The following is a 22,754-nucleotide window of genomic DNA, read 5'->3' as shown; positions in this document are numbered from 1 at the left end:
AGCATCAGCCGCAAGATGCCGGCGCGCTATTCCCCGCCGCTCAGCGGGATCGGCGTCCACGGCTCGGCCGCGGTCACCGACGATTCGTCGATCGATCCGGCCTTGACGCCGCGCGCTTCCAGTTCGTCCCAGAGCCCGGACATGGCCTTCGCCGGGTCCAACAGGTACTCCGATTCGCGGACTCGCCAGAACCGCCATCCGCATCGACGCAGCTCGCGCTCGCGCTCCATGTCGGCGCGGGCCTGCTCCGGCGTGCTGGTGAACTCGTCACCGTCGCACTCCACGGCCAGCCGCGCATCCGACCCGGTGACGACCAGGTCGATCGTGCGGTTGTTGACCTGCACCTTGGGATTGACGTGGAATCCTCGGTCAGCCAGATCCCGGAAGATCCGCTGCTCGAAGATGCTGTCGAACGGTTCGGTGCGTTCGTCGGTCGGCACATCCTCCGGCATCGGCGTGACCAGCGCGCCCTCGGTCTTCTGCATGTAGGTCAGCAGCGAGTATCGCAGGTCGGTCGGCTTGAGCTGATCGGCCGCCACCGAGTGGAACAGCCACAGCTGATCCATCGCACGCGAGGCCGCGACGTTGAACCGTCGCTGAGACTCGCTGCGCGACAACGCCTTCAGGTTGTGGTCCGGTCCGGTGACCATCGACAGGAAGATGACATGCCGCTCGTCACCCTGGAAATCGGGCGGCGTGCCAATGCGCAGATGGCGCTGCGCCCACTCCTCCGCGTCGAGTTCGTCGCGCAGCCGCTGGTAGATGACGTCCACCTGCCGCTGACCCTGCAGCACCACGACGCCGAAGGTCAGCCCCTCGTAGCGCGGGTCGGCGGCGCACTCTTTGACCGCCGCGACCAGCGCATCGGCCTCGCCGATGTTCACCAGCGACGCCCCGCTGCCCTCGGTGGTCGTGCCCTCCACGGACACGGTCTTCAACGGCGGCAGGCGATCCGAACCGAACTGGCGCATCGGCACCAGCGGCGCGTCGGGATAGAACTGCTGCGACGAGTACTCGATGATTTCCGGCATAGACCGGAAGTGCTCGCGCAGACCGACGACGTGACCGAATCGCGTGCGCAGCATGGAGAACAGGCTCGACCGCGGGGTCAGGCTGTCACGCATGTACTGCGGAATGTCGTAGAGGTAGGTGTCGAGCTTGGCGAACACCTCGTCCATCCCCGCGCCGCCGAATCCGCCTGGCGCACACTGCCGGTCGTCACCGACGACGATGACGCGCGGCGCCAGCCAGAGCAGGAACAGGCTGCTGATGTCGGCCTGGCTGGCCTCGTCGACGATCACCACGTCGAACGAATTCATCTCCGGCGGAATCGAGGACAGCACCTGGGAGATCGGCATGATCCACGACGGCACCGACGTCTGGGCCTGGCTCATCGCCGACCGCGCGGCCCGCCGGAAGCGTTCGGCATGCCGGCCGGATCCCTTGCCGAGGTTGGTGATGTGGTCGCGATACGACTGCAGCGCCTGCACCTGACTGACCGTCATCTGCTCCAGGCATTCGCGCCAGGCGCAGGCCGCGGCGAGCTGTGCGGTGAAGTGCGCGATATCGGTCTCGACGGCGTCGAGCTCGGCCTCCAGCCGGGCCTCGTGCGCCGGATCGGAGCGGCGCTCGGCCCACTCGTACGCGCGACGCCAGGCCCACGCGGTCTCGATGTCACGCAGGCGGGCGTCCCAGATCGTCTCGCCGGCGGTCGCGCTGAGCAGCTTCTGGAACTCCGGCGCCTTCTGCCGCAGCCGCAGCTCCAGCAGGTCGAGCACGCCCTGCGAATCACGTTGCGTCCGGGCCGAATTCCACGACCGGCGGGCATCGAGGATCGCGGCGCCGTCAGCCGACGTGAGCGCCGCCAGCAGGGCGTCGCCCTCGGGCGACGGACCCTTCTCGACCTCCGCAGAGATCGTGCGCGACAACGCATCGAGCTGATTCTGGGCGAGCTGGCCGTCGTTGGCGGCGGCAATCGCGCCGGCCTGCCGGGCCACCTCTTCGACCTCGTCGATGCTCTTCGGCCGCGGACCACCGGGGCTGATCTGTCCCAGCTCGCGAACCAAAGCGTCACGGCCGGTGAGCAGTTCGGACATCCAGGCGAGCTGCTCGTCGAGCTGCACCAGGCGATTGACCTGCGCCGCACGCGATCCGCTGGTGTCGATGTTGATATCGACATCCGCAAGGATCTCGCGCGCCTGCGTCACCGCGTCCCGGACGCGCAGATGGTCGGCGACCAGCCGCATCGATGCGGCATCCATCGCCGGCCGGCCGTCGACCGTCGCCGAGACACCCAGCGCCTCGATGGCCTTCTGCTCGTTCGACTTCCGGAACCGGCCGCGCCACTTGCCGCCGCCCTCGAGGAAGTTGGCGGCATCGTCGTACGCCGCGGCAGCCGCGGCGCTCTCGCCGGACACCTCGATGCGGTGCGTGCCGATCTTGCGGTCGTTGACGGTGGCCTCGTCGATCACCGTCGACAGCTGGGTGACGCGATTCCACAGATATGCCGCCTCGCCGGACAACAGACGCTCGGCCATCTGCTGCATCTCGGGCGGGTAGGTGCGCACCTCGCGAACCGCAGCGGCCAGCCGGTCGCAACGGGTCTTGATCGACAGCAGCCGTGCCGAATCGACATCCGACAGGATCGCCAGCAACGAACCGTTGCCGACCATTTCCTCGCGCGGCCGGTTGCGCACCCGCTGACAGATGGCGCCCAGCTCCACCGCGTCGGGCAGGATCGTGTCGAGGTCCGGCAGGTTCTGGCCGAGACGACCGTCCCAGCCCTCGCCGCGATCGCGCAGCAGCGTCAGCAGCCGATCGAATTCCTCCGCATCAAGCGGTGGCAGCGGCGATTCGAGCGGGCCCGGAATCCAATCATTGTCCGGAGCAAGCGCATTGATCTGCCGGACGATCTCGGCCGCGGTACCGCTGTAGCCGGTCGACACCCATTCGTGCTTCTCGGTCTCCGACTCGCGCAACTGCCAGATCTCCCGCAGCGTCTGCTCACGCTTGGCCCGCGCTTGATCGCGCTTGGACCGCAGATTGCGGATCTCGGAGGTGGCCACGCGCGGCTGGAAGGTCGCCTTGCGGGTCGCGATGGCCTCGACGCTCTCGATGAGCGACTGCGAGCCGTCCTTGGTCACCTCGGTGATCGACACCGCGAGCTGCCGCAGTTCCTCGGGCATCTTGTCGCGCAGCACATGCAGCGCCTGTGCCTTCTCGCTGACGACCAGCACCCGCTGTCCCTTGGCCAGCAGCGCCGACATCAGGTTCGCGATGGTGTGCGTCTTACCGGTGCCGGGCGGACCCTCGACGACGACGCCGCTGTCGAGACCCAGCTGCGCCAGGATGTCGCGCTGTTCGACGTTGGATGCCAACGGATACAGGGCGTCTTCGACCAATTCTTCGGCGGTCATCGCGCCGCTCGCGGCCAGTCGCGCGATGCGCTCCGACGACTCGACCGGCTCGATCAGCTGCGCCAGACCGATGGGGACCTCGGTCGCTTCGTCACGTACCGAGGCGATCATCGCCTCGTAGTACTCGAGCAGCGCGGCGGCTCCCCGCTTGCGCAGCACCAGCGCGGGCTGCAGTTCGACCGTTGCCGTGACGCCGACGACGTCCGACTTCCACCGATCGAGGAAACCGTCGATGTCCGGCGACACCGCGGACGGGATCGCCGACAGCGAATCCTGGAGTGCCGCAGAGGTACTCAGGTCGAATCCGTCGAGCCCCGTGAGCAGCAGCGAGTCCTGCAGCTCGGGCTGCGAGTCGGCGGCCAGACGCACGCGGATCACCTCGGCGCTGTGGTCATGCTCGGCGATGACCTGCTGGCAGATCACGTGCTCGCGGAGGTCGTCGCCGGCGGTCAGCAGGCCGCTGGCGAGCACCAGTTCCAGGCTCTCCGGACGCTCGGACAGCTCGTCGATCAGCTGCGCGAGCCGGGTGTAGGCGCCGTGATCGAGAGCGGCCGAGTCGAGATGCAGCACCACTTCGCCGGGCACGGCCGACCGATCGGCGACAGCACCCGCGACCGACCCGTCGAGCCACACGATGCCCTCGTGCTCATCGACGTTGCGGACGACCGTCGACTTCGCGCGTACCAGCTCATGCAGGAACTGCAGGAGACGGATGACCCGGGAGCGACGTTCGTCGTTGTGTTCCTGGGAGTGACGTCCGTCCCCGGCGTTGGCGCCAGTACTGCGCGTTTCGGTCATTCACGTTCCTCTTTGCACACGGCACATATGTTCAACCCGCCCAGCATGCTCTATCTCAGCTGCAGGTTTATACGTATTCTGCCCCAAAAGGCAGATCGCGCCACGCCTAGCGTCCGCGACCGGCCACCTTACGGCCGCCGCGACGGTCACCACCGCCGTGGCCGTGCTTGCCTCCGGACCGGCCTCCGCCGTACCCGCCGCCCTGGCCACCGCGGGCCGACGAGCGGTGCTGCGGCGGGCCGTCATCGCGGCGCAGGCCGATCGGCACGCCGCCGATCCGCGTGCCGCGCAGCGCGCTCATGGTCTCGCGCCCCAGGTCAGCCGGCAATTCCACCAGGCTGTAGTCGTTGCGGATGCTGATGTGGCCGAAATCGCCGCGAGACAGGCCGCCCTCGTTGGCGATCGCGCCGACGATCGCACCCGGCGTCACCCGATTGCGTTTGCCGACCGCGATCCGATAGGTCGCGAAGTCGCCGCCGCGGCCGCCACGCGGGCCCCGGTCACGATCTCGGTCGCGGCCACCCCGGTCACCGCGATCTCGGTCACCGCGGTCGCGGCGCTGCCCCTCCGGTGGGTCGGGATCCATCAGGAAGCCGCCGTCGCGGGTCTCCAGCGCCAGCGCCGCCGCGACGTCGGCCATCGCCACGTCGTGCTCGGCGGCGTAGTTCTCCACCAGCTGACGGAAGGTCGCGAGGTGGTCGGAGGCCAGATTCTCGGTTATCGATTCGGCGAATCGAGCCACGCGCTGAGCGTTGACATCTTCGACGGACGGCAGGCCGATCTCGTCGAGCGGCTGCCGGGTGGCCTTCTCGATCGCGCGCAGCAGATGCCGCTCCCGCGGCGAGACGAACAGCAGCGCGTTGCCCGAGCGGCCCGCACGGCCGGTGCGGCCGATGCGGTGGACGTACGACTCGGTGTCATGCGGGATGTCGTAGTTGACGACGTGGCTGATCCGGTCGACGTCGAGACCGCGGGCGGCGACATCCGTCGCTACCAAGATGTCGATCGTGCCGTCCTTGAAGCTGTTGATGGTGCGCTCGCGCTGCGCCTGCACCATGTCGCCGTTGATCGCGATCGCCGACAGCCCGCGCGACCGCAGCCGCTCGGCCAGCTCCTCGGTCGCCGACTTGGTGCGGACGAACACGATCATCGCGTCGAACTGCTCGACCTCGAGCACCCGGGTCAGCGCATCGAGCTTGTTGCGATGCGACACCTGCAGGTACCGCTGCGAGATGTTCTGCGCAGTAGCGGTTTTCGCCTTGACCTTGATCTCGACCGGGTCGTTCAGATACTTCTGCGCCAGCCGGCCGATGGCCTTGGGCATGGTCGCCGAGAACAGTGCGACCTGCTTGGAGTCGGCGGTGTCGGCGAGGATGCGCTCGACGTCCTCGGCGAAGCCCATCGTCAGCATCTCGTCGGCCTCGTCCAGCACGAGGAACTGCAGCTCCGACAGATCGAGCGTCCCCTTGTCGAGGTGGTCGATCACACGCCCCGGGGTGCCGACGATGACGTTCGCGCCCCGGCGCAGCCCCGAGAGCTGCACGCCGTAGCTCTGGCCGCCGTAGATCGGTAGCACCTTGACGCCGGGCAGATGGGCTGAATACTTGCCGAACGCCTCGGACACCTGCAGCGCCAGCTCGCGGGTCGGCGCCAGGATCAGCGCCTGCGGCTTGCGGGCAGTGGTGTCGATGCCGGAGAGGATCGGGATCGCGAAGGCCGCGGTCTTGCCGGTTCCGGTCTGCGCGAGGCCGACGACGTCGCGGCCCTCCAGCAGTGGCGGGATCGTGGCTGCCTGAATCGGCGACGGAGTCTCGTACCCCACCTCCGTCAGAGCCTGCAGGACTCGGCTGTCGAATCCGAGGTCGGCGAATGACACCTGTTGGCTGTCGTCCGAGTCGGCAGAGGGGGCTTCAGTTCTCGTCATAACGCCCTCACTGTACTGGGATTATGCCGGTTTCCCTATTCGTTGCCGCAGCATAAACGGTTCGCGGGCGACCCTGTCCGGTCCGCCCGCACCCGGCTCTGCAAGGGCAGGTAACCTAACTCACACATTTAACGTTGTCACGATCGGTCTCCCATTGTCCGGTCGTTCAGGAGGATCCCGTGCAAGAACGCTCCACCCCGTTCGACTACGAAGTGCCCGAGAAGGCGTCGATCATCGACACCGCCCTGCGGCACCGCGAACAGGCCCCGAACGCCCCGCTGTTCAAGCGGCGCACGGCGGGCGGTTGGAGCGACGTCAGCTCCAAGACCTTCATGGACGAGGTCGACGCCATCGCAAAGGGCCTGATCGCCAAGGGAATCGAGCGCGGTGACCGCGTCGCGATCCTGTCGTCGACTCGCTACGAGTGGACCGTCGTCGACTTCGCCATCTGGCGCGCGGGCGCCACCACCGTCGCGATCTACGAGACCAGCTCGTCCGACCAGGTCAAGTGGATCCTGGAGAACTCCGGCACCAAGCTGCTGGTCATCGAGAACGACGATCAGCGCGCCGAGCACGCCGCAGTCATCGAGGGTGCGCCCGAGCTCAAGGAGACGCTGGTCATCGACTCCGGCGCGATCGACCAGTTGATCGCCGCCGGCAAGGACGTGGACGACGCCGAGCTCGACGTCCGCCGCGCCGCCGCGCTGTCGTCGGACCCGGCCACGCTGATCTACACCTCGGGCACCACCGGCAAGCCGAAGGGCGTCGTGCTCACGCACGCGAACTTCCTCGCCGAGATCGCCTCGGTGCGCCAGTCGCTCGGCGATTTCCTGCAGCCGGGCAACTCGACGCTGCTGTTCCTGCCGCTGGCGCACGTCTTCGCCCGCGCCGTCGCCGTCGCGTCGATCGACGCGCAGGTCGTGCTCGGCCACACCAGTGACATCCCGAACCTGCTGGACGACTTCGCCAAGTTCCGGCCCAGCTACATCCTGTCGGTGCCGCGCGTGTTCGAGAAGGTCTACAACAGCGCCAAGCAGAAGGCGCACGACGGCGGCAAGGGCAAGATCTTCGACGCCGCGGCCGAGACGGCCATCGAGTGGAGCAAGGCGCAGGACACCGGCGGCGCCGGCCTGGTGCTGAACCTCAAGCACACCCTCTTCGACAAGCTCGTGTACTCGAAGCTGAAGGTCGCCCTCGGCGGTCAGTGCGAGAACGCCGTCTCCGGCGGCGCCCCGCTGGGGGCCCGTCTCGGCCACTTCTTCCGCGGCGTCGGTGTGCCGGTCTACGAGGGCTACGGCCTCACCGAGACCACGGCCGCCGTCACCGTGAATACCCCGAGCGCGCAGCAGGTCGGCAGCGTCGGCCGCCCGTTGCCGGGTCACGCCGTGCGCATCGCCGACGACGGCGAGGTGCTGCTGCGCGGCCCGGTGGTGTTCAACGGCTATTGGAACAACGACGCCGCCACCGCAGAAGCCCTGCAGGACGGCTGGTTCCACACCGGCGACATCGGCAAGCTGGAGGACGGCTTCCTGTCGATCACCGGCCGCAAGAAGGAACTGATCGTCACGGCCGGAGGAAAGAACGTCTCCCCCGCGCAGCTCGAGGACACCATCCGGGCGCACCCGCTGGTGAGCCAGGCGCTGGTGGTCGGCGACAACAAGCCGTTCATCGCCGCGCTGCTGACCCTCGACCCCGAGTCGGTCCCGGGCTGGCTGCAGCGCAACGACCTGCCGGCGAGCACCTCGCTGGAGGAGTTGGCGAGCAACAAGAAGCTGCTGGCGGAGTTGAACGACGCCATCGAGTCGGCGAACGCCACGGTCTCGCACGCCGAGGCGATCAAGAAGTTCCACGTGCTGGCCACTGACTTCACCATCGAGTCGGGCGAGCTGACGCCGACGTTGAAGCTCAAGCGCAATGTCATCAACGAGCAGCGCGGTGACAAGATCGAGGCGCTCTACCGGAAGTAAGTCTTCGTAAACAGCAAGTGCCCCCGAGCTTTTCGCTCGGGGGCACTTGTCATTAGGGCCTCAGTACACCGACAGCCCGAGGCGGCGGCGAGTCCGAAGATCCCACAGGTAGACGGTGTACAACCCGCGCAATGACCGCGGTAGCACCCGGTCACCGAGGCGCGCCATCTTGCAGATCAGCTCGTAGCGACGGCGATCGCCGGGCGTGATCGTCCAGCCCATCGCGTCGCGAACCTCCTGCGGTACGCCATATTTCGTCGCCGCGAGGTTCCACGGACCGACCACCTTCGACACCTCGACCCCGAGCTTGCCGGTCCGCACCTCGAGCACCCGGAAGGTCGACAGCTCCTGCAGGTATTGACGCACCGGCGCATCGATCCGAACGTCGGCAAGCCCTTTGGCGAATTCGGTTTCGTACTCGTGCCAGCTGTTCGGCCACGCCTTGGCCGGGACGTTGAGAGTGGTGGCCAGCGGCGCCGCGACCTCGATCACCCGGTCCTTGTCGGCAAGGCTCAGCGGCCCATGCACACTCTCGTACTGATCCACGAAGTACCGCACCAGGCACAGCGCCACCCACCGCTGCAGCGGAATCGAGTTGCCGCTGTACTTGACCGGGCTCTTCTCGCGCGAATACACCTGCGCGTGAATCTTGTGGACCTCGTCGTGGACGAATTTCTTGTCCGCATCGGTGCCGAGGGTCGCCACCGCGAGATACATCGCCGTCGTCCGGCCCCGCTTGATCGGCCGCAGATCGGCCCGGCCCGACTTCACCGGGCTCTCGTAGACCCCGTAGCCGACGCCCGGGTGCGCCAGCTGCATCACGACGTTCGCGGCCGGCAGCCACGGCCAGATCCAGGTCGACAGGTCGACCAGGGAATCGATCCGCAGCCGACCGGCATCAGGCAAATCCGACGCGGGCCGGGTATCGGCGTCGGAATAGGCCAATGAGGTCATCAAGACTCCTTTGTCTCAGCATCTGTGAGACATGATACGCGAATCGTCTCAGCGATACACCGGACACGGCCGGTCGATTTCCCGAGCGATCCTCCGCGATCGGCAATAGGCTTCTGATATGGGCAAACCTCGCGGAAATCAGCAGGCAACCGACCCCAACGGCCAACCGGGCGCCGGCGGACCCTCCGTCGGCGATCGGGCGAACAGTTGGGCCAAGAAGGCCGGCCTCTGGATCGGCGCGCTGGCCGTGCTGATCATCGTCGTCCTGATTCTGCGCGCGTATCTACCCCGCTGGTGGTCGCATCGGATCGGCGGCTGGGTCGACGGATCGATGAGCCGCGGCGTGATCATCGGCCTGGTACTCGGCTTCCTCTGCACCTTTATTCCGTTGCTGCTCTTGGCATCTCCGTTCTTCGGCCGCTGGCGGCTGCAGAAGTGGCCGTCGCTCATCGCGGTCGGACTGGCGATCATCGTCGCCATCCCGAACCTGCTCACGCTCGGCATCGCCATCGGCACCAATAACGCCGCCCACGCCGGTCAGCGCACCCTGGACATCGAGGGTCCGGGATTCCGCGCGGCGACGCTGTGGGGTGTGATCATCGGCGCCCTGATCGGCGCGGTCGTCATCTTCTACATGTGGCGCTTCCGTCGCCGCGGGCAGCAAATCAAGGACCACAAGGAGCAGGCGAAGCTTGCCTCCGAGGCGGCCAAGCAGAATCCAGGAGCTACCGGTCCCGGCGCGCCACCGCAATGATCTCGACGCGGCTCACCGAGAAGCTCGGCATCAAACACCCGATCATCTCCGCGCCGATGGCCTTCGCCGCAGGTGGCGCGCTCGCGTCAGCGGTGACTCGCGGCGGCGGCCTCGGGTTGATCGGCGGCGGTTATGGCGACGCGGAATGGCTTGCCGAGCAATTCGATACCGCGGGCGATGCCCCGGTCGGCGTCGGCTTCATCACCTGGTCGGTACAGCGGTCGCCGGAACTCGTCACCGAGACGCTACGACGACGGCCGGCCGCGGTGATGCTGTCATTCGGCGATCCGCGGGCGTTCGCCGACGAGATCCACGCGGCTGGGGCGACGCTGATCTGTCAGTGCCAGAACCTCGACCACGTGCGGAACGCCGTGACTACCGGCGCGGATGTCATTGTGGCGCAAGGGTCGGAGGCCGGCGGACACGGCGCGCTCCGCGGAACGCTGTCGCTGGTTCCGGAGGTCGCCGACTTCCTGCGCCGCGAATCTCCCGACACGGTGCTCGCCGCGGCCGGCGGGATCGCCGACGGACGCGGACTGGCCGCAGCCCTGACGCTGGGCGCTGACGGCGTGCTGATGGGAACGCGCCTGTGGGCGTCGACTGAGGCGCAGGTGCATCCGAGCCACCACGACGCGATGCTCGCCGCGGACGGTGATGGAACGATCCGTACCCGCGCCTGCGACGTTGTTCGCGGGCTCCCCTGGTCCACCGACTTCACCGCGCGCATCCGGCGCAACACCTTTACCGAGCGCTGGCACGGGCATGAAGACGAACTCGCCGAATCGATCTCGACAGCCGGTCCGGACTATGGCGACGCGTGGGCCGCCGGCGACATCGACAACGCCGGAGTCTTCTTCGGTGAGGCGGCCGGGATCATCCACGAGATCGAGCAGGCCGTCATGATCATCGACCGCATCGTCAGCCAAGCGGAGGATGTACTGCGCACATCGGCAGCGCGCTGCAACTAGCTGTTCACGCAGCTGGCTCCCCCGCACAAATCCCGGACCGACAGCTACCCAATGGCGCTGCTCATCGATGCGGCGGCCTCGGCGGGTATAGACGTTCTACGCCAGGCAGATACACCGCCAAATTGGCAGTGTCGCGCATCGCTCTCGGCGTATGTGACCGTCCTCACTAATTCTGTGTACAGTTGTGCACTGAGTCCGCAACAAGGGCGACCGCCAGCCACGACCGGGAGCTGAATTGTGAACCTGCTGAAATGGAGCAAACGTCCCACACGAGGCGTTTCGGCCAAGCAACCGGAAATCAATATCCTGCGGGGTCTGGTCGCCCGCGCGACGACGCCGCTGCTCCCTGACGATTACTTGCATCTCATCAACCCGCTGTGGTCGGCTCGCGAACTCCGTGGCCGAGTTGTTGACGTCGTCAGTGAGACCTCCGACACTGCAACCGTCACCATCCGCACCGGGTGGGGATTCCCTGATTCATACAAGCCCGGACAGTACGTGGGCATCGGCATCCAGATCGATGGGCGCTGGCATTGGCGGTCGTACTCGTTGACCTCGATCGGAGCTTCGGAGGACAAGGTCATCTCGATCACGGTGAAGGCGAACCCCGACGGCTTCCTATCCACGCATCTGGTCGACGGCCTTGAGCCGGGGACGATCATCCGGCTTCAATCCCCCCGCGGTGATTTTCATCTGCCGGAGCCCGTCCCCGAAAGAATCCTCTTCGTCACTGCAGGCAGCGGCATCACGCCGGTGATCGCGATGCTGAGGCAGCTGAGGTCGCACGGACAGACGCCGGACGTCGTCCACATCCATTCCGCGCCGACTCGTGGCGATGTGATCTTCCTCGACGAGATGGAGTCGCTGGCCGGCGCAGTGGATCACTATCAGCTCAGCCTGCAGTTCACGCACGAGGTGGGGCGCTTTGATGCGGCTCGGCTGGACGAATGGGTGCCGGACTGGCGCGAGCGCGAGTGCTGGGCCTGTGGCCCGATCGCAATGCTCGACGACATGGAGGCACACTACGAAAACGGTGGTCTACGCGACCGCCTGCACATTGAACGATTCACGATCGCCCGCACCGATCATGGCGGCGAGGGTGGCACCGTGACTTTTTCGACTTCCGGGAAGTCTGCCGAATTGGACGGCGCGACAACACTCTTGGAGGCCGGCGAAGACCTAGGCATTCAGATGCCCTTCGGATGCCGAATGGGCATCTGCCAGACCTGCGTCGTCCCACTGGCCGGAGGATTCGTGCGCGACCTGCGCACCGGCGAGGAACGTCGTGAAGGAGAACGGATCCAGACATGCATCAGCAGCGTGTCTGGCGAATGCACCCTCGATCTATAAGGAGGCCACGCATGGCCATCACCGACATCGATCAATACGCACACCTCACCGAATACGACGTGGAAGCTCTGGGCGCAGAACTCGACGGGATCAGACGTGACGTGGAGGAGTCGCGGGGCCTGGCCGATGCCCGGTATATCAAGCGCGCGATCACGATTCAGCGTGGTCTGGCCGCAGCCGGACGCGTCGCGCTGATGTTCAGCAATCGCAAGCCGGCGTGGCTGGCCGGCGCCGGCTTGCTCGGTCTGGCCAAGATCATCGAGAACATGGAACTCGGGCATAACGTGATGCACGGGCAATGGGACTGGATGAACGATCCCGAGATCCATTCATCATCATGGGAATGGGACACCACCTGTCCGAGCGTGCAGTGGAAACACTCGCACAACTTTGTGCACCACAAGTACACGAACGTGGTCGGGATGGATGACGACGTGGGCTACGGGATCCTCCGCGTCACCCGCGATCAGCCGTGGGAATGGTGGAATCTCGGCAACCCGATCTATAACTTCACGCTGGGGACATTTTTCGAATTCGGTGTGGCACTGCATCATCTCGAGGTCGAAAAGCTCCGCAACGGCGAGAAGACCTACCGGCAAGCGGCCAAGGATTTACGCGTCATCGGCACCAAGGTCGGCAAGCAGGCCGCCAAGGATTACCTGATCTTCCCGGCCGTTGCCGGGCCCAACTGGAAAACGACGCTCACCGCCAACTTCACGGCGAACATCATCCGCAACTACTGGTCATACATGGTGATCTTCTGCGGTCACTTCCCAGACGGAGCCGAGAAGTTCACCGTCGAGGAATTCGAGGAAGAAGATCAGCCGCGCTGGTACCTGCGACAGATGCTGGGCTCGGCGAACTTCCGCGCGGGACCCATCATGCGATTCATGAGTGGCAACCTCAGCCACCAGATCGAGCACCACCTGTTTCCGGATCTTCCCAGCAATCGCTACGAGGAGATCGGCGTCCGGGTGCGCCAGGTCTGCGACAAGTACGACTTGCCGTACACGACCGGCTCGCTGGCGCATCAGTACTGGCAGTCGTTCCGGACCATCGCCAAGCTGGCTCTGCCGAACGCGATGCTCCGGGCCAGCGCCGACGATGCGCCGGAGACTGCATCGGAATTGCGGTTCGCCATCAGTCAGGGGGCGAAGGAGCATTTCGGTGTCGATCCGGCGACCGGAAAGCGGCGAGGACTGCGGACCGCGTTGCGCGACCTGAAGGACTCTCGAGTTCGTGCCCTCTGAACCCGCGTCGCACTGGCAACGTCCCACCAGCCGGGCCATGGCTGCATCACAGGCAGCCAGCCGCCGGGTTCGGAACCGACGTCCATCAGTTCAGATTCGTGCGCGAGGCGGGACTTGAACCCGCACGTCCTTAGACACTGGAACCTAAATCCAGCGCGTCTGCCAATTCCGCCACTCGCGCGTGCCCGACTAGCCTAGCCGTCCGTTTGGCCTGGCCGCGGGGCGGCCGGGTACCGTCGTGGCTATGAGCAAGGACGACCAGCACGGTGGCACACGACGCCATCGGCCCGCGCTGATCGTTCTTGTCGCCGTCGCCGCGGTTGTCTGTCTCGGCATGGCGTGGTGGCAATGGGACCGCTTCGAGTCCTCCAGCGGCACCGGCCAGAACCTCGGCTACGCGCTGCAGTGGCCGATGTTCGCGATCGCCTTCATCTACGCCTACCGGCGCTTCGTCGTCATGGAGTCCGATCCCGAGGACACCGTGCGCAAGCAGAACCGACACGGCGACGTCACCGAGATCCCCGAGCATCTGCTGCCCCAGCGAGCCACCGCGACCGCCAGCGCCATGCCCAGCCTGGAATCGGACGACCCCGAGGAGGCGCGGCTCGCCTCCTATAACGAAGCCCTGAAAGAACTCGCCGCAGAGGATGCGGCGGCGTCGAGCACCACGCCCGGCGCCAAGACAACACCGAGGAGCACGCGTTGACCGACGCCGCTGAAACCGCCGACACCGCCGCCGATGCCCCCATCGACAACAGCAAGATCAAGGGCGCACTGTTGCGCTATCGGGTGATGGCCTGGGCCACCGGTATCTGGCTGCTGGTGCTGTGCGCGGAGCTGATCGTGCGCTACGGCGCCGACAACACCTCGTTCAAGTGGGTCGAATTCGTCCACGGATGGGTGTATTTCGTCTACCTGCTGATGGCGATCGATCTCGCCATCCGCGTGCGCTGGGCGCCGATCAAGACGATCCTGACGCTGCTCGCCGGCACCATCCCGTTCCTATCGTTCTACGTCGAGCACATTCGCACGCGCGACGTGAAAGAACAGTTCAACCTCTGAGTCGGCTAGCTAGCCCAGTTCGGCTATCCGGATCAGCACCGGAACCAACTGCGCCAACGCCTTTCCGCGATGGCTCAGTGAATCCTTCTCCGCCGCACTGAGTTCCGCCGACGTCCGACCGGCGGCGAGCTCATCGTCGGGCACGAAGATCGGGTCGTAACCGAAGCCGCCATCGCCACGCGGCTCCTCGATGACGCTGCCGCGCCACTCCCCGCGCACCACAACGTCCTCGAGATCGGGGCCGACCAGCGCGCAGACCGAGACGAACGCCGCGCCGCGCCGCTCCGCCGGCACATCCTTCAACTGCCCCAGCACCAGCTCTGTGTTGGCCGCATCGTCGCCGTGCCGCCCGCACCACCGGGCCGAGAGCACGCCCGGCATGTCGTTCAGCGCCTCGATCTCGATGCCGGAATCGTCTGCGATGGAGAGCAATCCGGTCTCGGCATACGCATCGCGCGCCTTGGCAAGCGCATTCTCGGCGAATGTCGCGCCGGTCTCGGGCGACTCCGGGAACTCGTCCACATCGTCCAGCCCGATCACCTCGAAGCCGGTGATCCCGGCCGCCTCGACGACACGGCGCAGCTCCGCCAGCTTCTTGGCGTTACGACTCGCGAGCAGTAGTTGAGTCATGTCAGCTGCCGAACGACTTCCGCTTGGCATCCTCATCGGCCGCCTCGGGCAGCGTGCCCGGATAGTCGGCGGACAGCGCCTCCTGCTGGATCGCGAACAACTTCTCGGTGCCCTCGACCGCCATGTCGAGCAGCTTGTCCAGCGTCGACCGCGGGAAGGTGGCACCCTCGCCGGTGCCCTGCACCTCGACCAGCGTGCCCTTGTCGGTGGCGACGACGTTCATGTCAACCTCGGCGCGCGAATCCTCTTCGTACGGCAGGTCCAGACGCACCCGGCCGTCCACCACGCCGACGCTGACGGCGGCGATGGCGCATGAAATCGGCTGCGGGTCAGACAGTTTGCCGTGCGCGTTCAGATAAGTTACGGCGTCGCACAGCGCGACGTAGGCGCCGGTGATCGCCGCGGTGCGGGTGCCGCCGTCGGCCTGCAGGACATCGCAGTCGATGGCAATGGTGTTCTCCCCCAACGCCGCCAGGTCGATGCACGCGCGCAGCGATCGGCCGATCAGCCGGCTGATCTCATGGGTACGACCGCCGACTTTGCCACGCGTGGACTCCCGCTGCGAGCGGGTGTGGGTCGCCGCCGGGAGCATCGCGTACTCGGCCGTCAGCCAGCCCAGCCCGGAACCGCGCCGCCAGCGCGGCACGCTCTCCTCGACGCTCGCGGTGCACATGACCCGGGTCTGACCGAACTCGACGAGAACCGACCCGGCCGGGTGGTTGGTGTACCCCCGGGTGATGGTGATCGGTCGAAGTTCGTCGTCGGCCCTGCCGTCTGCTCGTCTGCTCACGCTGACAAGCGTAGTGCGCATGGGCGAATCGAATTGCCGAGCCCGCCAGATCAGGAGGCGGCATCGGCCTCGAGGACCCGTTTCAGGTTGTTCAGAGTGATCCGTAGGTTGCGGCTCTGCAGCTCGAGAGCATCGAGATCGTCCTCGCGCAGCCGACGCGCCACGGCGATGATCGCCGGTGGGTACGGGCCTATCCGCCATTCCTCGGTGACCGTCGTGGCGTCAGCCGCGGCGGGCTCGAAGCGGTACGTCCACGTAGCGATCGAGAACGGGATGAGCGGCTTGCCGCTCGGGCCGATCGCTTCGACATCGAACGAGAAGCACTCCCCCGGGGTGGCCTCGGTGACCCGGCACCGAGTGGTCCACCGCAGCCGGCCGCGCTTGTTGTGCCCGTGAAAGATCGTCCCGACGTGGATATCGGTCCCGTCGGCATGCGGGAAGGTCGCGCCGGTGTTCTCCGGACTCCACCGGCCCATCCCGGCTACGTCACTGACTCGCGAATACACGACCTCCGGGGGCACGTCGATCTGCACCCGGGCCTGTGTCGCCAACGTGCGTTCAGTAAACCGGGTTTCCGCGATTCCGTTGTGGCGCAACGATTTTGTCGCACGATTCGCGGCGTGGAGAGCGAGAAATCCGGCCGACCGAGCGACGAACAGCGGCGAGCGGAAGACCATCTTCTCCGCGGCTCGTTCCGCTTCGGCCCAGCTCTCCCCGTCCCAGTCGACGGACGTCCAACCCACATTCTGCACCACGGGTCAGTTCAGCCGATCTCGATGACCTGCCCGGGTGCGACGGCGAAGATCGGCCCGTCGAACTGCGAACGGGCCTCGTTGACCACCGCCTCGGTGTCGGTCCAGGGCGGAATATGGGTCAGCGCCAACTGCTTCACGCCGGCGGCCTTGGCCATCTGACCGGCCTCGACACCGGACAGATGCAGGTTGGGCGGGCGGTTGGCGGGATCGTGCGTCCACGACGCCTCGCACAGGAACACATCGGCATCTCGGGCGAGGTCGACGACCTCGTCGCAGACGCCGGTGTCACCGCTGAACGCCAGCGTCTGTCCCTCCGGCGCGGTGACGCGCAGCCCGTAGGTCTGCGGCGGGTGGTTGACCTTGCGCGGCAACACGGTCATTCCGCCCACCTTCACGACGGTGCCGTCGACCCACGTGTCGACGTCGAAGGTATCGCTGATGTCGTCGAGCTCGCCGGCGTATTCCGATGACGCGGCGCCGACTCGCTCGGCCGTCCCGGGCGGACCGAAGAGAGCGGTCTTACCGACCGCAGGCACCGGGGCGTACCGACGCCACACCAGCAGTCCGGCGAGGTCGATGCAATGGTCGGCATGCAGGTGACTCAATAGGACCGCAACGGAATTGGGGTCCAGGTACTTCTGCAACGCACCGAGCACACCGGGACCGAAGTCCATGACCACCGGCTGCTCGCCGGGGACCGACAGGAGATAGCCCGATGCCGGGGATTGCGGGCCGCCGAGACTGCCCGAACATCCCAACACCGTCAACTGCATGTGTTCACTCTGCCACGCAAAACATTTGTCGTGTCCGATTAACAGCAATAGACACCACGAACGTGATGCGCGTGACGATCAGACCGATCGAACGTGGTCGAGCGCCGGTCCGAGGAAACGTGATGCGAGTCGCTCGAAGGCCTCCGGATCGCCCGTTGCCAGGAACTCCCGGACGGCACGATCGCGACCGCCGACGACGTCATCGCCGCCGTCGACGCTATGCGGATGGAGCAGATCGCGCTCGGTGAGAACGCGCACCACATCCTTGGCGGTCTCCTCCGCGCTGGACACCAGCGTCACCGAATCGCCCATCGCGAGCTGGATGACACCGGACAGCAACGGATAGTGCGTGCAGCCGAGCACCAAGGTGTCGACGCCGGCCTGCTGGAGGGGTTCGAGGTAGCCCTGCGCAAGCCCGAGAATCTGCCGCCCGCTGGTGATTCCGCGCTCGACGAAGTCGACGAACCGCGGGCAGGCCACCGACGTGATTTGCAGATCGGGCGCTGCCGCGAACGAGTCCTCGTAGGCCCGCGACGCGATGGTGGCCGCGGTGCCGATCACCCCGATCCGCCCGGAGTGCGTCGTGGCCACGGCCCGACGCACGGCCGGCAGCACGACCTCGATCACGGGCACCGAGTAGCGCTCGCGCGCGTCCCGCAGGCACGCCGTGGAGGCCGAGTTGCAGGCGATCACCAGCGCCTTGACGCCGCGGTCGACCAGCGCGTCGAGCTGGGTCAGTGCCTTGGCGCGGATATCCGGGATCGTGCGCGGGCCGTACGGACAATGCGCCGTGTCGCCGATGTAGAGGATGTCTTCGTCGGGCAGCTGATCGATGACGGCACGGGCGACCGTCAATCCGCCCACGCCCGAATCGAAGATGCCGATCGGCGCGAACGCCAGATCCGGACTCACGTCACCGCTCATCCGGTGATTTTCCTCGGGGTATTACCGCTGTCGACGGCGCGCTGCTCGCGTTCGCGCGCGCCCAGGAACCAGGCCGCGAGCACGCCGCCCACCGCACCGAAGGCATGCGCCTGCCAGGAGATTCCCGGGGTGCCGGGCAGTGCGCCCCACAGGACGCCGCCGTACACCATGAGCACCACCACTCCCAGAGCTATCTGCCAGACCACCCGGCTGAAAATGCCGCGCACCAGGATGAATGCGAGCCACCCGAAGATGATCCCCGATGCGCCGATCGTCACGGTGCCCGACGCCCCGAACAGCCATACGCCCACACCGGAAGTGAACCAGACGACCGCGGTGACCACGGCGAACCGCCCCGACAGCAGCACGAGAAAGCCCAGAACGACGCCCGGCACGACGTTCGAGATCAGGTGACTCCAGTCGGCATGCAGGAACGGCGACACCAGCACCCCGAGCAGACCCGACCAGTGCCGCGGCTCGATGCCCTCGTCGTCCATCCGATGCCCGGTCGCCGAGTCGATCGCCTCGATGACGATCAGCAGCGCGGTGATCGCCAGAATCGCCACCGCCGACCGCAACCACAGCGCCGTCATCCGGTCCCGACGGGAGACGGGTGCGCCTCCCGGACGCGCGGGCTGCGGCAGGCCCGACGGGAAATCGCCGTTCGTCATGCCCACAATTGTCCGTCGAGCGCCGCACCCGCGTCGTCCAGGCTGCCCTCGTACGCCCCGGTCGACAGATACTTCCAACCGGCGTCGGCCACCACGAACGCGATATCGGCCTCGGTACCGGACCGAATCGCCTTGCGACCCACCGCCATCGCGGCCTGCAGCACGGCGCCGGTGGACACGCCGGCGAAGATGCCCTCGGTATCGATCAGTTCGCGCACGCGGGCGATCGCGTCCCGGCCGGTCACCGAATAGCGGGTGGTGAGCACCGAATCGTCGTACAGCTCCGGCACGAAGCCCTCGTCGATGTTGCGCAGGCCGTACACCTCGTCGCCGTACCGCGGTTCGGCCGCGACGATCCCGACGTCGGCGACGCGTTCGCGCAGGTATCGGCCGACGCCCATCAACGTGCCGGTGGTGCCGAGGCCGGCGACGAAATGGGTGATCTCCGGCAGATCGGCCAGCAGCTCCGGCCCGGTCGTCAGGTAGTGCGCGTCGGCGTTCGCGGCGTTGCCGTACTGGTACAGCATCAGCCAGTCCGGATGCTCGGCCGCGAGCTCCTTGGCCATCGCGACCGCGGTGTTCGATCCGCCCGCGGCCGGCGACGAGATGATCTCGGCGCCGTACATCGAGAGCAGCTGCCGCCGTTCGGCCGACGTGTTCTCCGGCATGACGCAGATCAGCCGGTAGCCCTTCAGCTTGGCGGCCATCGCCAGGGCGATCCCGGTGTTGCCGCTCGTCGGTTCGAGCAGCGTCATGCCCGGTCGCAGAGTCCCGTCGGCCTCGGCCCGCTCGATCATCGCCAGGGCCGGACGATCTTTGATCGATCCGGTCGGATTTCGATCCTCCAGCTTCGCCCACAGCCGCACGTGCGGACCCTGCGCATCGTCGTCCCAGCGCGGCGACAGGGTCGGCAGCCCGATGAGCGGCGTGCCGCCGAGGGAATCGATCAGCGAGTCGAAACGAGCCATGGCACCGGGCTACCCGCCCGCGACAGCGGGCAGGATCGTGACGTCGTCGCCGTCGGCGATCGCGGTGTCGAGGCCGCCAGTGAAGCGGACGTCCTCGTCGTTGACGTAGATGTTCACGAACCGGTGCAGCTTGCCGTCGGCTACGAGCCGGTCCTTGATGCCGGCGTGGGCGCCGTCGAGGTTGTCGATCAGCTCGCCGAGGGTGCTGCCGGTGCCATCGACTCGCTTGGCGTCGCCGGTGTAGGGACGCAGGATCGTCGGCACGGATACGGTCACGGACATGCGAAACTCCCTGTCGGTCAGATGATTTCGATCGGTTCTTCGGTCACCACGCCGTCAACGATGCGATAGCTGCGCACCTCGACCCCGTCAAAGGCGGCGGTGCCGAACTCCGCGGGCTCGGCGTCGCGGGTCGAGACGAGCACGTAATGTGCCTGCGGTTCCGACGCATACGAGACGTCGGTGCGGCTCGGGTACGCCTCGGTCGCCGTATGCGAGTGATAGATGACGACGGGCTCCTCATCGTGGCGCTCCATCTCCCGCCAGACGCGCAGCTGCTCCGCCGAATCGAAGCGGTAGAACGTCGGCGAGCGCTCCGCGTTCAACATCGCGATGAAGCGTTCCGGCCGGTCGGATCCCTCGGCCCCCGCGATCACGCCGCAGGCCTCGTCGGGGTGGTCGGCGCGCGCATGCTCGACCATCTTCCGGGCCAGGGCGGACGAGATCGTCAGCGTCATCGTCTCCCCTTTCCGGCCCATCGCCTTCGGCCCGCTGCTACGCGCGTACTGCCGAAGGCAACGTGTCGGTCAGCGACGGTATTCCGGCGACCGACGTGGCCGCGACGACTGCATTGATGACGGCACGCCTGGTGACCACGGCCGCCGCGTGTCCGACCGCGGCCACCACGGCGGCGTCGGCGCGCAGCCCCGGCGGCACCGGTATGCCCGGTTCGGGCGGGGTGGCCCGACCGGTGGAGACCGCGAAGATGGTGTCCCCGTCCATCGGCGTGTGCGCCGGCCGGACGGCTCGGGCCAGCCCGTCGTGGGCGGCGATCGCCACCCGCCGGGTGGCCGCCTTGTCGAGCGGCGCATCGCTGGCCACCACGCCGACGATCGTGTTCAGGACGGTCGACTTGGCGGACAGCTCGGCGAACCGCTCCCGGTCGCGGTCGTCGGGCGGCTGCAGACCGAAATACGCCAGGTCGGCCGCCGTTGTCTCCCAGGGCAATCCGGTCTCCGGATCGAGCACCGAACCCACTGGATTGGCGACCATCAGCGCGCCGACGGTGACACCGGCAGCCGGACCGGCGTCGAGCACGACGCTCGCGCTGCCGACCCCGCCCTTGAGCGCACCGGCCCGCGCGCCGGCTCCGGCGCCGACACTGCCACGAGCCACCGGCCCGGTCGTCAGCTCGTCCAGCGCGAGGCGGCCGGACTCCGCATCCGGCCGATGCGCCCAGGCACCTACCGGCAGATCGAAGATCACCGCGGCCGGCACGATCGGCACCACGTGGCCGGCCGCGTCCATCGGCAGGCCCACGCCGCGCTGTTCCAGCGTGTTCATCACCCCGTCGGCGGCAGCCAGCCCGAAGGCGCTGCCCCCGGAGAGGACCACCGAGTGAGCGGTCTGCACGGTGTTGGCGGGGTCGAGCAGATCGGTCTCCCGCGTGCCCGGAGCGCCACCGCGGCAGTCGACCGCCACGACCGCACCGGTCGGCAGGGTGAGGACCGTCGTACCGCTCGCCCAGCCCTTGCCGGGTGCATCATCCGTCGCGACGGTGGCGTCGGTATCGATCTGCTGCCAATGCCCGACCGCGATCCCGTCGATGTCGGTGATGGAATCGTGTCGACCGCTGGCCGGTGTCATGGGAGTCGTCGTCACTTCCCCATCAGGGCGACCACGAGCAGCTCCTGCACGACGGTCAGCCAGTGGTAGACGTCCAGGTGCGGTGCCATCGGGTCGCCGTCGGGCAGCTGATCAGGTGTGGATTCGGTGACGCCCAGCATCGCGCCCAGAGCCAGCCGGATGTCGTTGATCGCCGTCAACCATTGCTCGGCCTGTTCCTCGGTGAGTGACAGCGTCCCGCCGTCGGCCGGAAGCGTGTCCAGGATGATCTGCGCCGCTTCGGTTTTGGCGGCGATGATGTGCGGCTCGTGCACACTGCGCAGCGCGCCGTTGAGATCGCCGGTGGCCGCGTCCGGGGCGGTGGTCTCGTCCTGGTCGGGCCGATGGAAATCCGGCAGCAACCGGCCGAGGGTCGCGTCGTCAGGGCTGTGCGAGTGCCCGGTGCGGATCCCGGTCATCGCCGCCAGCTCGTCGACCGGCGCCGTGGCCTCGCGTTCGGCCAGGAGTTCGAGCATCGAGTCGGCCAGCGACCGGATCAATTCCGCCTCGGGCCCGTCCAATTCGGACGTGATCCGCACCTGCGCACCATGCCCCCGCCTACGCCAGTTGCGCACCGCGAATCAGCCATCCCTCTGCATCGTTGCCCACAGCCCCGCGGCATGCAGCTTGCGTACATCAAGCTCGACCTTGTCCCGACCACCGGACGACACGATGGCCTTGCCCTCGGTATGCACCTGCATCATCAGCTCCGAGGCCTTGGCCTCGCTGTAGCCGAACAGCTTCTGGAACACATAGGTCACGTACCGCATCAGGTTGACCGGATCGTCCCAGACCACCGTCAGCCACGGCCGATCCAGGTCCTCGTCCGTGCGCTGATCGGGATCGGCCGTCACCGTGCCTGCCGGAGACGCGTCCGACGTGCGCGCGGTACTGCTTCCCATGCGTCATAGGGTAC

The 22,754-nt window shown here is 66.9% G+C and carries 22 protein-coding genes and 1 tRNA gene; 7 read left to right on the top strand and 16 right to left on the bottom strand.

What is annotated here, in order from left to right; genetic code table 11:
* Window positions 1-26: 26 nt before the first annotated feature.
* Both G341_RS0112765 and G341_RS0112760 read right to left on the bottom strand, forming a co-directional pair.
* Entirely contained in the window at window positions 27-4,214 is a 4,188-nt protein-coding gene (locus G341_RS0112765; protein WP_018179539.1) for an AAA domain-containing protein, read from the bottom strand.
* Window positions 4,215-4,320: 106 nt separating this feature from the next.
* Entirely contained in the window at window positions 4,321-6,138 is a 1,818-nt protein-coding gene (locus tag G341_RS0112760) for a DEAD/DEAH box helicase (protein WP_026303615.1), read from the bottom strand.
* A gap of 179 nt (window positions 6,139-6,317) precedes the next feature.
* Between G341_RS0112760 and G341_RS0112755 the strand changes: the two genes are divergently transcribed.
* Window positions 6,318-8,105 (top strand): AMP-dependent synthetase/ligase, encoded by a 1,788-nt coding sequence (locus G341_RS0112755; RefSeq protein WP_018179537.1) that lies wholly within the window; start codon window positions 6,318-6,320, stop codon window positions 8,103-8,105.
* A gap of 60 nt (window positions 8,106-8,165) precedes the next feature.
* On the opposite strand, the gene G341_RS0112750 is transcribed toward G341_RS0112755, so the two are convergent.
* The gene (locus G341_RS0112750) at window positions 8,166-9,059 is read right to left on the bottom strand and encodes an oxygenase MpaB family protein (RefSeq protein ID WP_018179536.1); all 894 of its coding nucleotides are present in this window, start codon (window positions 9,057-9,059) and stop codon (window positions 8,166-8,168) included.
* A 118-nt stretch (window positions 9,060-9,177) separates the two neighbouring features.
* Between G341_RS0112750 and G341_RS22000 the strand changes: the two genes are divergently transcribed.
* The 4 genes from G341_RS22000 to G341_RS0112730 all read left to right on the top strand — a co-directional run bounded on the left by G341_RS22000 (window position 9,178) and on the right by G341_RS0112730 (window position 13,381).
* On the top strand, window positions 9,178-9,813 hold the full coding sequence (locus tag G341_RS22000; protein WP_018179535.1) for a hypothetical protein: 636 nt from the start codon (window positions 9,178-9,180) through the stop codon (window positions 9,811-9,813).
* Window positions 9,810-10,781, top strand: coding sequence for an NAD(P)H-dependent flavin oxidoreductase (locus tag G341_RS0112740; RefSeq protein ID WP_018179534.1), 972 nt, complete (start codon window positions 9,810-9,812; stop codon window positions 10,779-10,781). Before G341_RS22000 ends, G341_RS0112740 begins: the two co-directional genes overlap by 4 nt.
* 237 nt (window positions 10,782-11,018) lie before the next feature.
* Window positions 11,019-12,131, top strand: a complete 1,113-nt coding sequence (locus G341_RS0112735; RefSeq protein WP_018179533.1) for a ferredoxin reductase — start codon at window positions 11,019-11,021, stop codon at window positions 12,129-12,131.
* A gap of 11 nt (window positions 12,132-12,142) precedes the next feature.
* Window positions 12,143-13,381, top strand: coding sequence for a fatty acid desaturase family protein (locus G341_RS0112730; RefSeq protein WP_018179532.1), 1,239 nt, complete (start codon window positions 12,143-12,145; stop codon window positions 13,379-13,381).
* Between the two features lie 99 nt (window positions 13,382-13,480).
* Here the strand turns inward: G341_RS0112730 and G341_RS0112725 are convergent.
* Window positions 13,481-13,562, bottom strand: a tRNA-Leu gene (locus tag G341_RS0112725).
* Window positions 13,563-13,625: 63 nt separating this feature from the next.
* Between G341_RS0112725 and G341_RS0112720 the strand changes: the two genes are divergently transcribed.
* Complete coding sequence (locus G341_RS0112720) at window positions 13,626-14,087, top strand: hypothetical protein (protein WP_018179531.1); 462 nt, start codon at window positions 13,626-13,628, stop codon at window positions 14,085-14,087.
* Window positions 14,084-14,443 (top strand): DUF3817 domain-containing protein, encoded by a 360-nt coding sequence (locus tag G341_RS0112715; RefSeq protein WP_018179530.1) that lies wholly within the window; start codon window positions 14,084-14,086, stop codon window positions 14,441-14,443. Before G341_RS0112720 ends, G341_RS0112715 begins: the two co-directional genes overlap by 4 nt.
* 9 nt (window positions 14,444-14,452) lie before the next feature.
* Here the strand turns inward: G341_RS0112715 and rdgB are convergent, their stop codons facing one another.
* The 12 genes from rdgB to clpS form a co-directional block, all read right to left on the bottom strand.
* Complete coding sequence (gene rdgB, locus G341_RS0112710; protein WP_018179529.1) at window positions 14,453-15,073, bottom strand: RdgB/HAM1 family non-canonical purine NTP pyrophosphatase; 621 nt, start codon at window positions 15,071-15,073, stop codon at window positions 14,453-14,455.
* A gap of 1 nt (window position 15,074) precedes the next feature.
* Complete coding sequence (rph, locus tag G341_RS0112705; protein ID WP_018179528.1) at window positions 15,075-15,863, bottom strand: ribonuclease PH; 789 nt, start codon at window positions 15,861-15,863, stop codon at window positions 15,075-15,077.
* Between the two features lie 50 nt (window positions 15,864-15,913).
* A complete protein-coding gene (locus G341_RS0112700) occupies window positions 15,914-16,606 on the bottom strand; it encodes an SRPBCC family protein (RefSeq protein WP_222836601.1) in 693 nt (230 codons plus the stop codon).
* A gap of 20 nt (window positions 16,607-16,626) precedes the next feature.
* Window positions 16,627-17,391: a cyclic nucleotide-degrading phosphodiesterase gene (locus G341_RS0112695; RefSeq protein ID WP_018179526.1), complete on the bottom strand. Its 765-nt coding sequence runs from the start codon at window positions 17,389-17,391 to the stop codon at window positions 16,627-16,629.
* Between the two features lie 78 nt (window positions 17,392-17,469).
* Window positions 17,470-18,315 carry a glutamate racemase gene (gene murI, locus G341_RS0112690; RefSeq protein ID WP_018179525.1) on the bottom strand — a complete coding sequence of 282 codons (846 nt, stop codon included), beginning with the start codon at window positions 18,313-18,315 and terminating at the stop codon, window positions 17,470-17,472.
* On the bottom strand, window positions 18,312-18,986 hold the full coding sequence (locus tag G341_RS0112685; protein WP_043451516.1) for a rhomboid family intramembrane serine protease: 675 nt from the start codon (window positions 18,984-18,986) through the stop codon (window positions 18,312-18,314). Before G341_RS0112685 ends, murI begins: the two co-directional genes overlap by 4 nt.
* Window positions 18,983-19,954: a PLP-dependent cysteine synthase family protein gene (locus G341_RS0112680; protein WP_018179523.1), complete on the bottom strand. Its 972-nt coding sequence runs from the start codon at window positions 19,952-19,954 to the stop codon at window positions 18,983-18,985. The genes G341_RS0112685 and G341_RS0112680 overlap by 4 nt, the downstream gene beginning before the upstream one ends.
* Before the next feature lie 9 nt (window positions 19,955-19,963).
* Window positions 19,964-20,236 carry a MoaD/ThiS family protein gene (locus tag G341_RS0112675; RefSeq protein ID WP_018179522.1) on the bottom strand — a complete coding sequence of 91 codons (273 nt, stop codon included), beginning with the start codon at window positions 20,234-20,236 and terminating at the stop codon, window positions 19,964-19,966.
* 17 nt (window positions 20,237-20,253) lie between these two features.
* Window positions 20,254-20,691 carry a M67 family metallopeptidase gene (locus G341_RS0112670; RefSeq protein ID WP_018179521.1) on the bottom strand — a complete coding sequence of 146 codons (438 nt, stop codon included), beginning with the start codon at window positions 20,689-20,691 and terminating at the stop codon, window positions 20,254-20,256.
* A 37-nt stretch (window positions 20,692-20,728) separates the two neighbouring features.
* The gene (locus G341_RS0112665) at window positions 20,729-21,820 is read right to left on the bottom strand and encodes a P1 family peptidase (RefSeq protein ID WP_018179520.1); all 1,092 of its coding nucleotides are present in this window, start codon (window positions 21,818-21,820) and stop codon (window positions 20,729-20,731) included.
* A gap of 11 nt (window positions 21,821-21,831) precedes the next feature.
* Entirely contained in the window at window positions 21,832-22,413 is a 582-nt protein-coding gene (aosR, locus tag G341_RS0112660) for an oxidative stress transcriptional regulator AosR (protein WP_026303613.1), read from the bottom strand.
* A 6-nt stretch (window positions 22,414-22,419) separates the two neighbouring features.
* The gene (gene clpS / locus G341_RS0112655; protein ID WP_018179518.1) at window positions 22,420-22,740 is read right to left on the bottom strand and encodes an ATP-dependent Clp protease adapter ClpS; all 321 of its coding nucleotides are present in this window, start codon (window positions 22,738-22,740) and stop codon (window positions 22,420-22,422) included.
* Window positions 22,741-22,754: the final 14 nt, after the last annotated feature.

Source organism: Jongsikchunia kroppenstedtii DSM 45133, assembly GCF_000380485.1.
GTDB classification, from domain to species: Bacteria; Actinomycetota; Actinomycetes; order Mycobacteriales; family Mycobacteriaceae; genus Jongsikchunia; species Jongsikchunia kroppenstedtii.
This window is presented reverse-complemented; position numbering and strand designations above follow the sequence as displayed.

Coding starts and splice junctions, on each gene's coding strand:
- G341_RS0112765 (WP_018179539.1), bottom strand. CDS start 4,214: ATGACCGAAACGCGCAGTACTGGCGCCAACGCCGGGGACGGACGTCAC.
- G341_RS0112760 (WP_026303615.1), bottom strand. CDS start 6,138: ATGACGAGAACTGAAGCCCCCTCTGCCGACTCGGACGACAGCCAACAG.
- G341_RS0112750 (WP_018179536.1), bottom strand. CDS start 9,059: ATGACCTCATTGGCCTATTCCGACGCCGATACCCGGCCCGCGTCGGAT.
- G341_RS22000 (WP_018179535.1), top strand. CDS start 9,178: ATGGGCAAACCTCGCGGAAATCAGCAGGCAACCGACCCCAACGGCCAA.
- G341_RS0112740 (WP_018179534.1), top strand. CDS start 9,810: ATGATCTCGACGCGGCTCACCGAGAAGCTCGGCATCAAACACCCGATC.
- G341_RS0112730 (WP_018179532.1), top strand. CDS start 12,143: ATGGCCATCACCGACATCGATCAATACGCACACCTCACCGAATACGAC.
- G341_RS0112720 (WP_018179531.1), top strand. CDS start 13,626: ATGAGCAAGGACGACCAGCACGGTGGCACACGACGCCATCGGCCCGCG.
- rdgB (WP_018179529.1), bottom strand. CDS start 15,073: ATGACTCAACTACTGCTCGCGAGTCGTAACGCCAAGAAGCTGGCGGAG.
- G341_RS0112695 (WP_018179526.1), bottom strand. CDS start 17,391: ATGCAGTTGACGGTGTTGGGATGTTCGGGCAGTCTCGGCGGCCCGCAA.
- murI (WP_018179525.1), bottom strand. CDS start 18,315: ATGAGCGGTGACGTGAGTCCGGATCTGGCGTTCGCGCCGATCGGCATC.
- G341_RS0112685 (WP_043451516.1), bottom strand. CDS start 18,986: ATGACGAACGGCGATTTCCCGTCGGGCCTGCCGCAGCCCGCGCGTCCG.
- G341_RS0112680 (WP_018179523.1), bottom strand. CDS start 19,954: ATGGCTCGTTTCGACTCGCTGATCGATTCCCTCGGCGGCACGCCGCTC.
- G341_RS0112675 (WP_018179522.1), bottom strand. CDS start 20,236: ATGTCCGTGACCGTATCCGTGCCGACGATCCTGCGTCCCTACACCGGC.
- G341_RS0112670 (WP_018179521.1), bottom strand. CDS start 20,691: ATGACGCTGACGATCTCGTCCGCCCTGGCCCGGAAGATGGTCGAGCAT.
- G341_RS0112665 (WP_018179520.1), bottom strand. CDS start 21,820: ATGACACCGGCCAGCGGTCGACACGATTCCATCACCGACATCGACGGG.
- clpS (WP_018179518.1), bottom strand. CDS start 22,740: ATGGGAAGCAGTACCGCGCGCACGTCGGACGCGTCTCCGGCAGGCACG.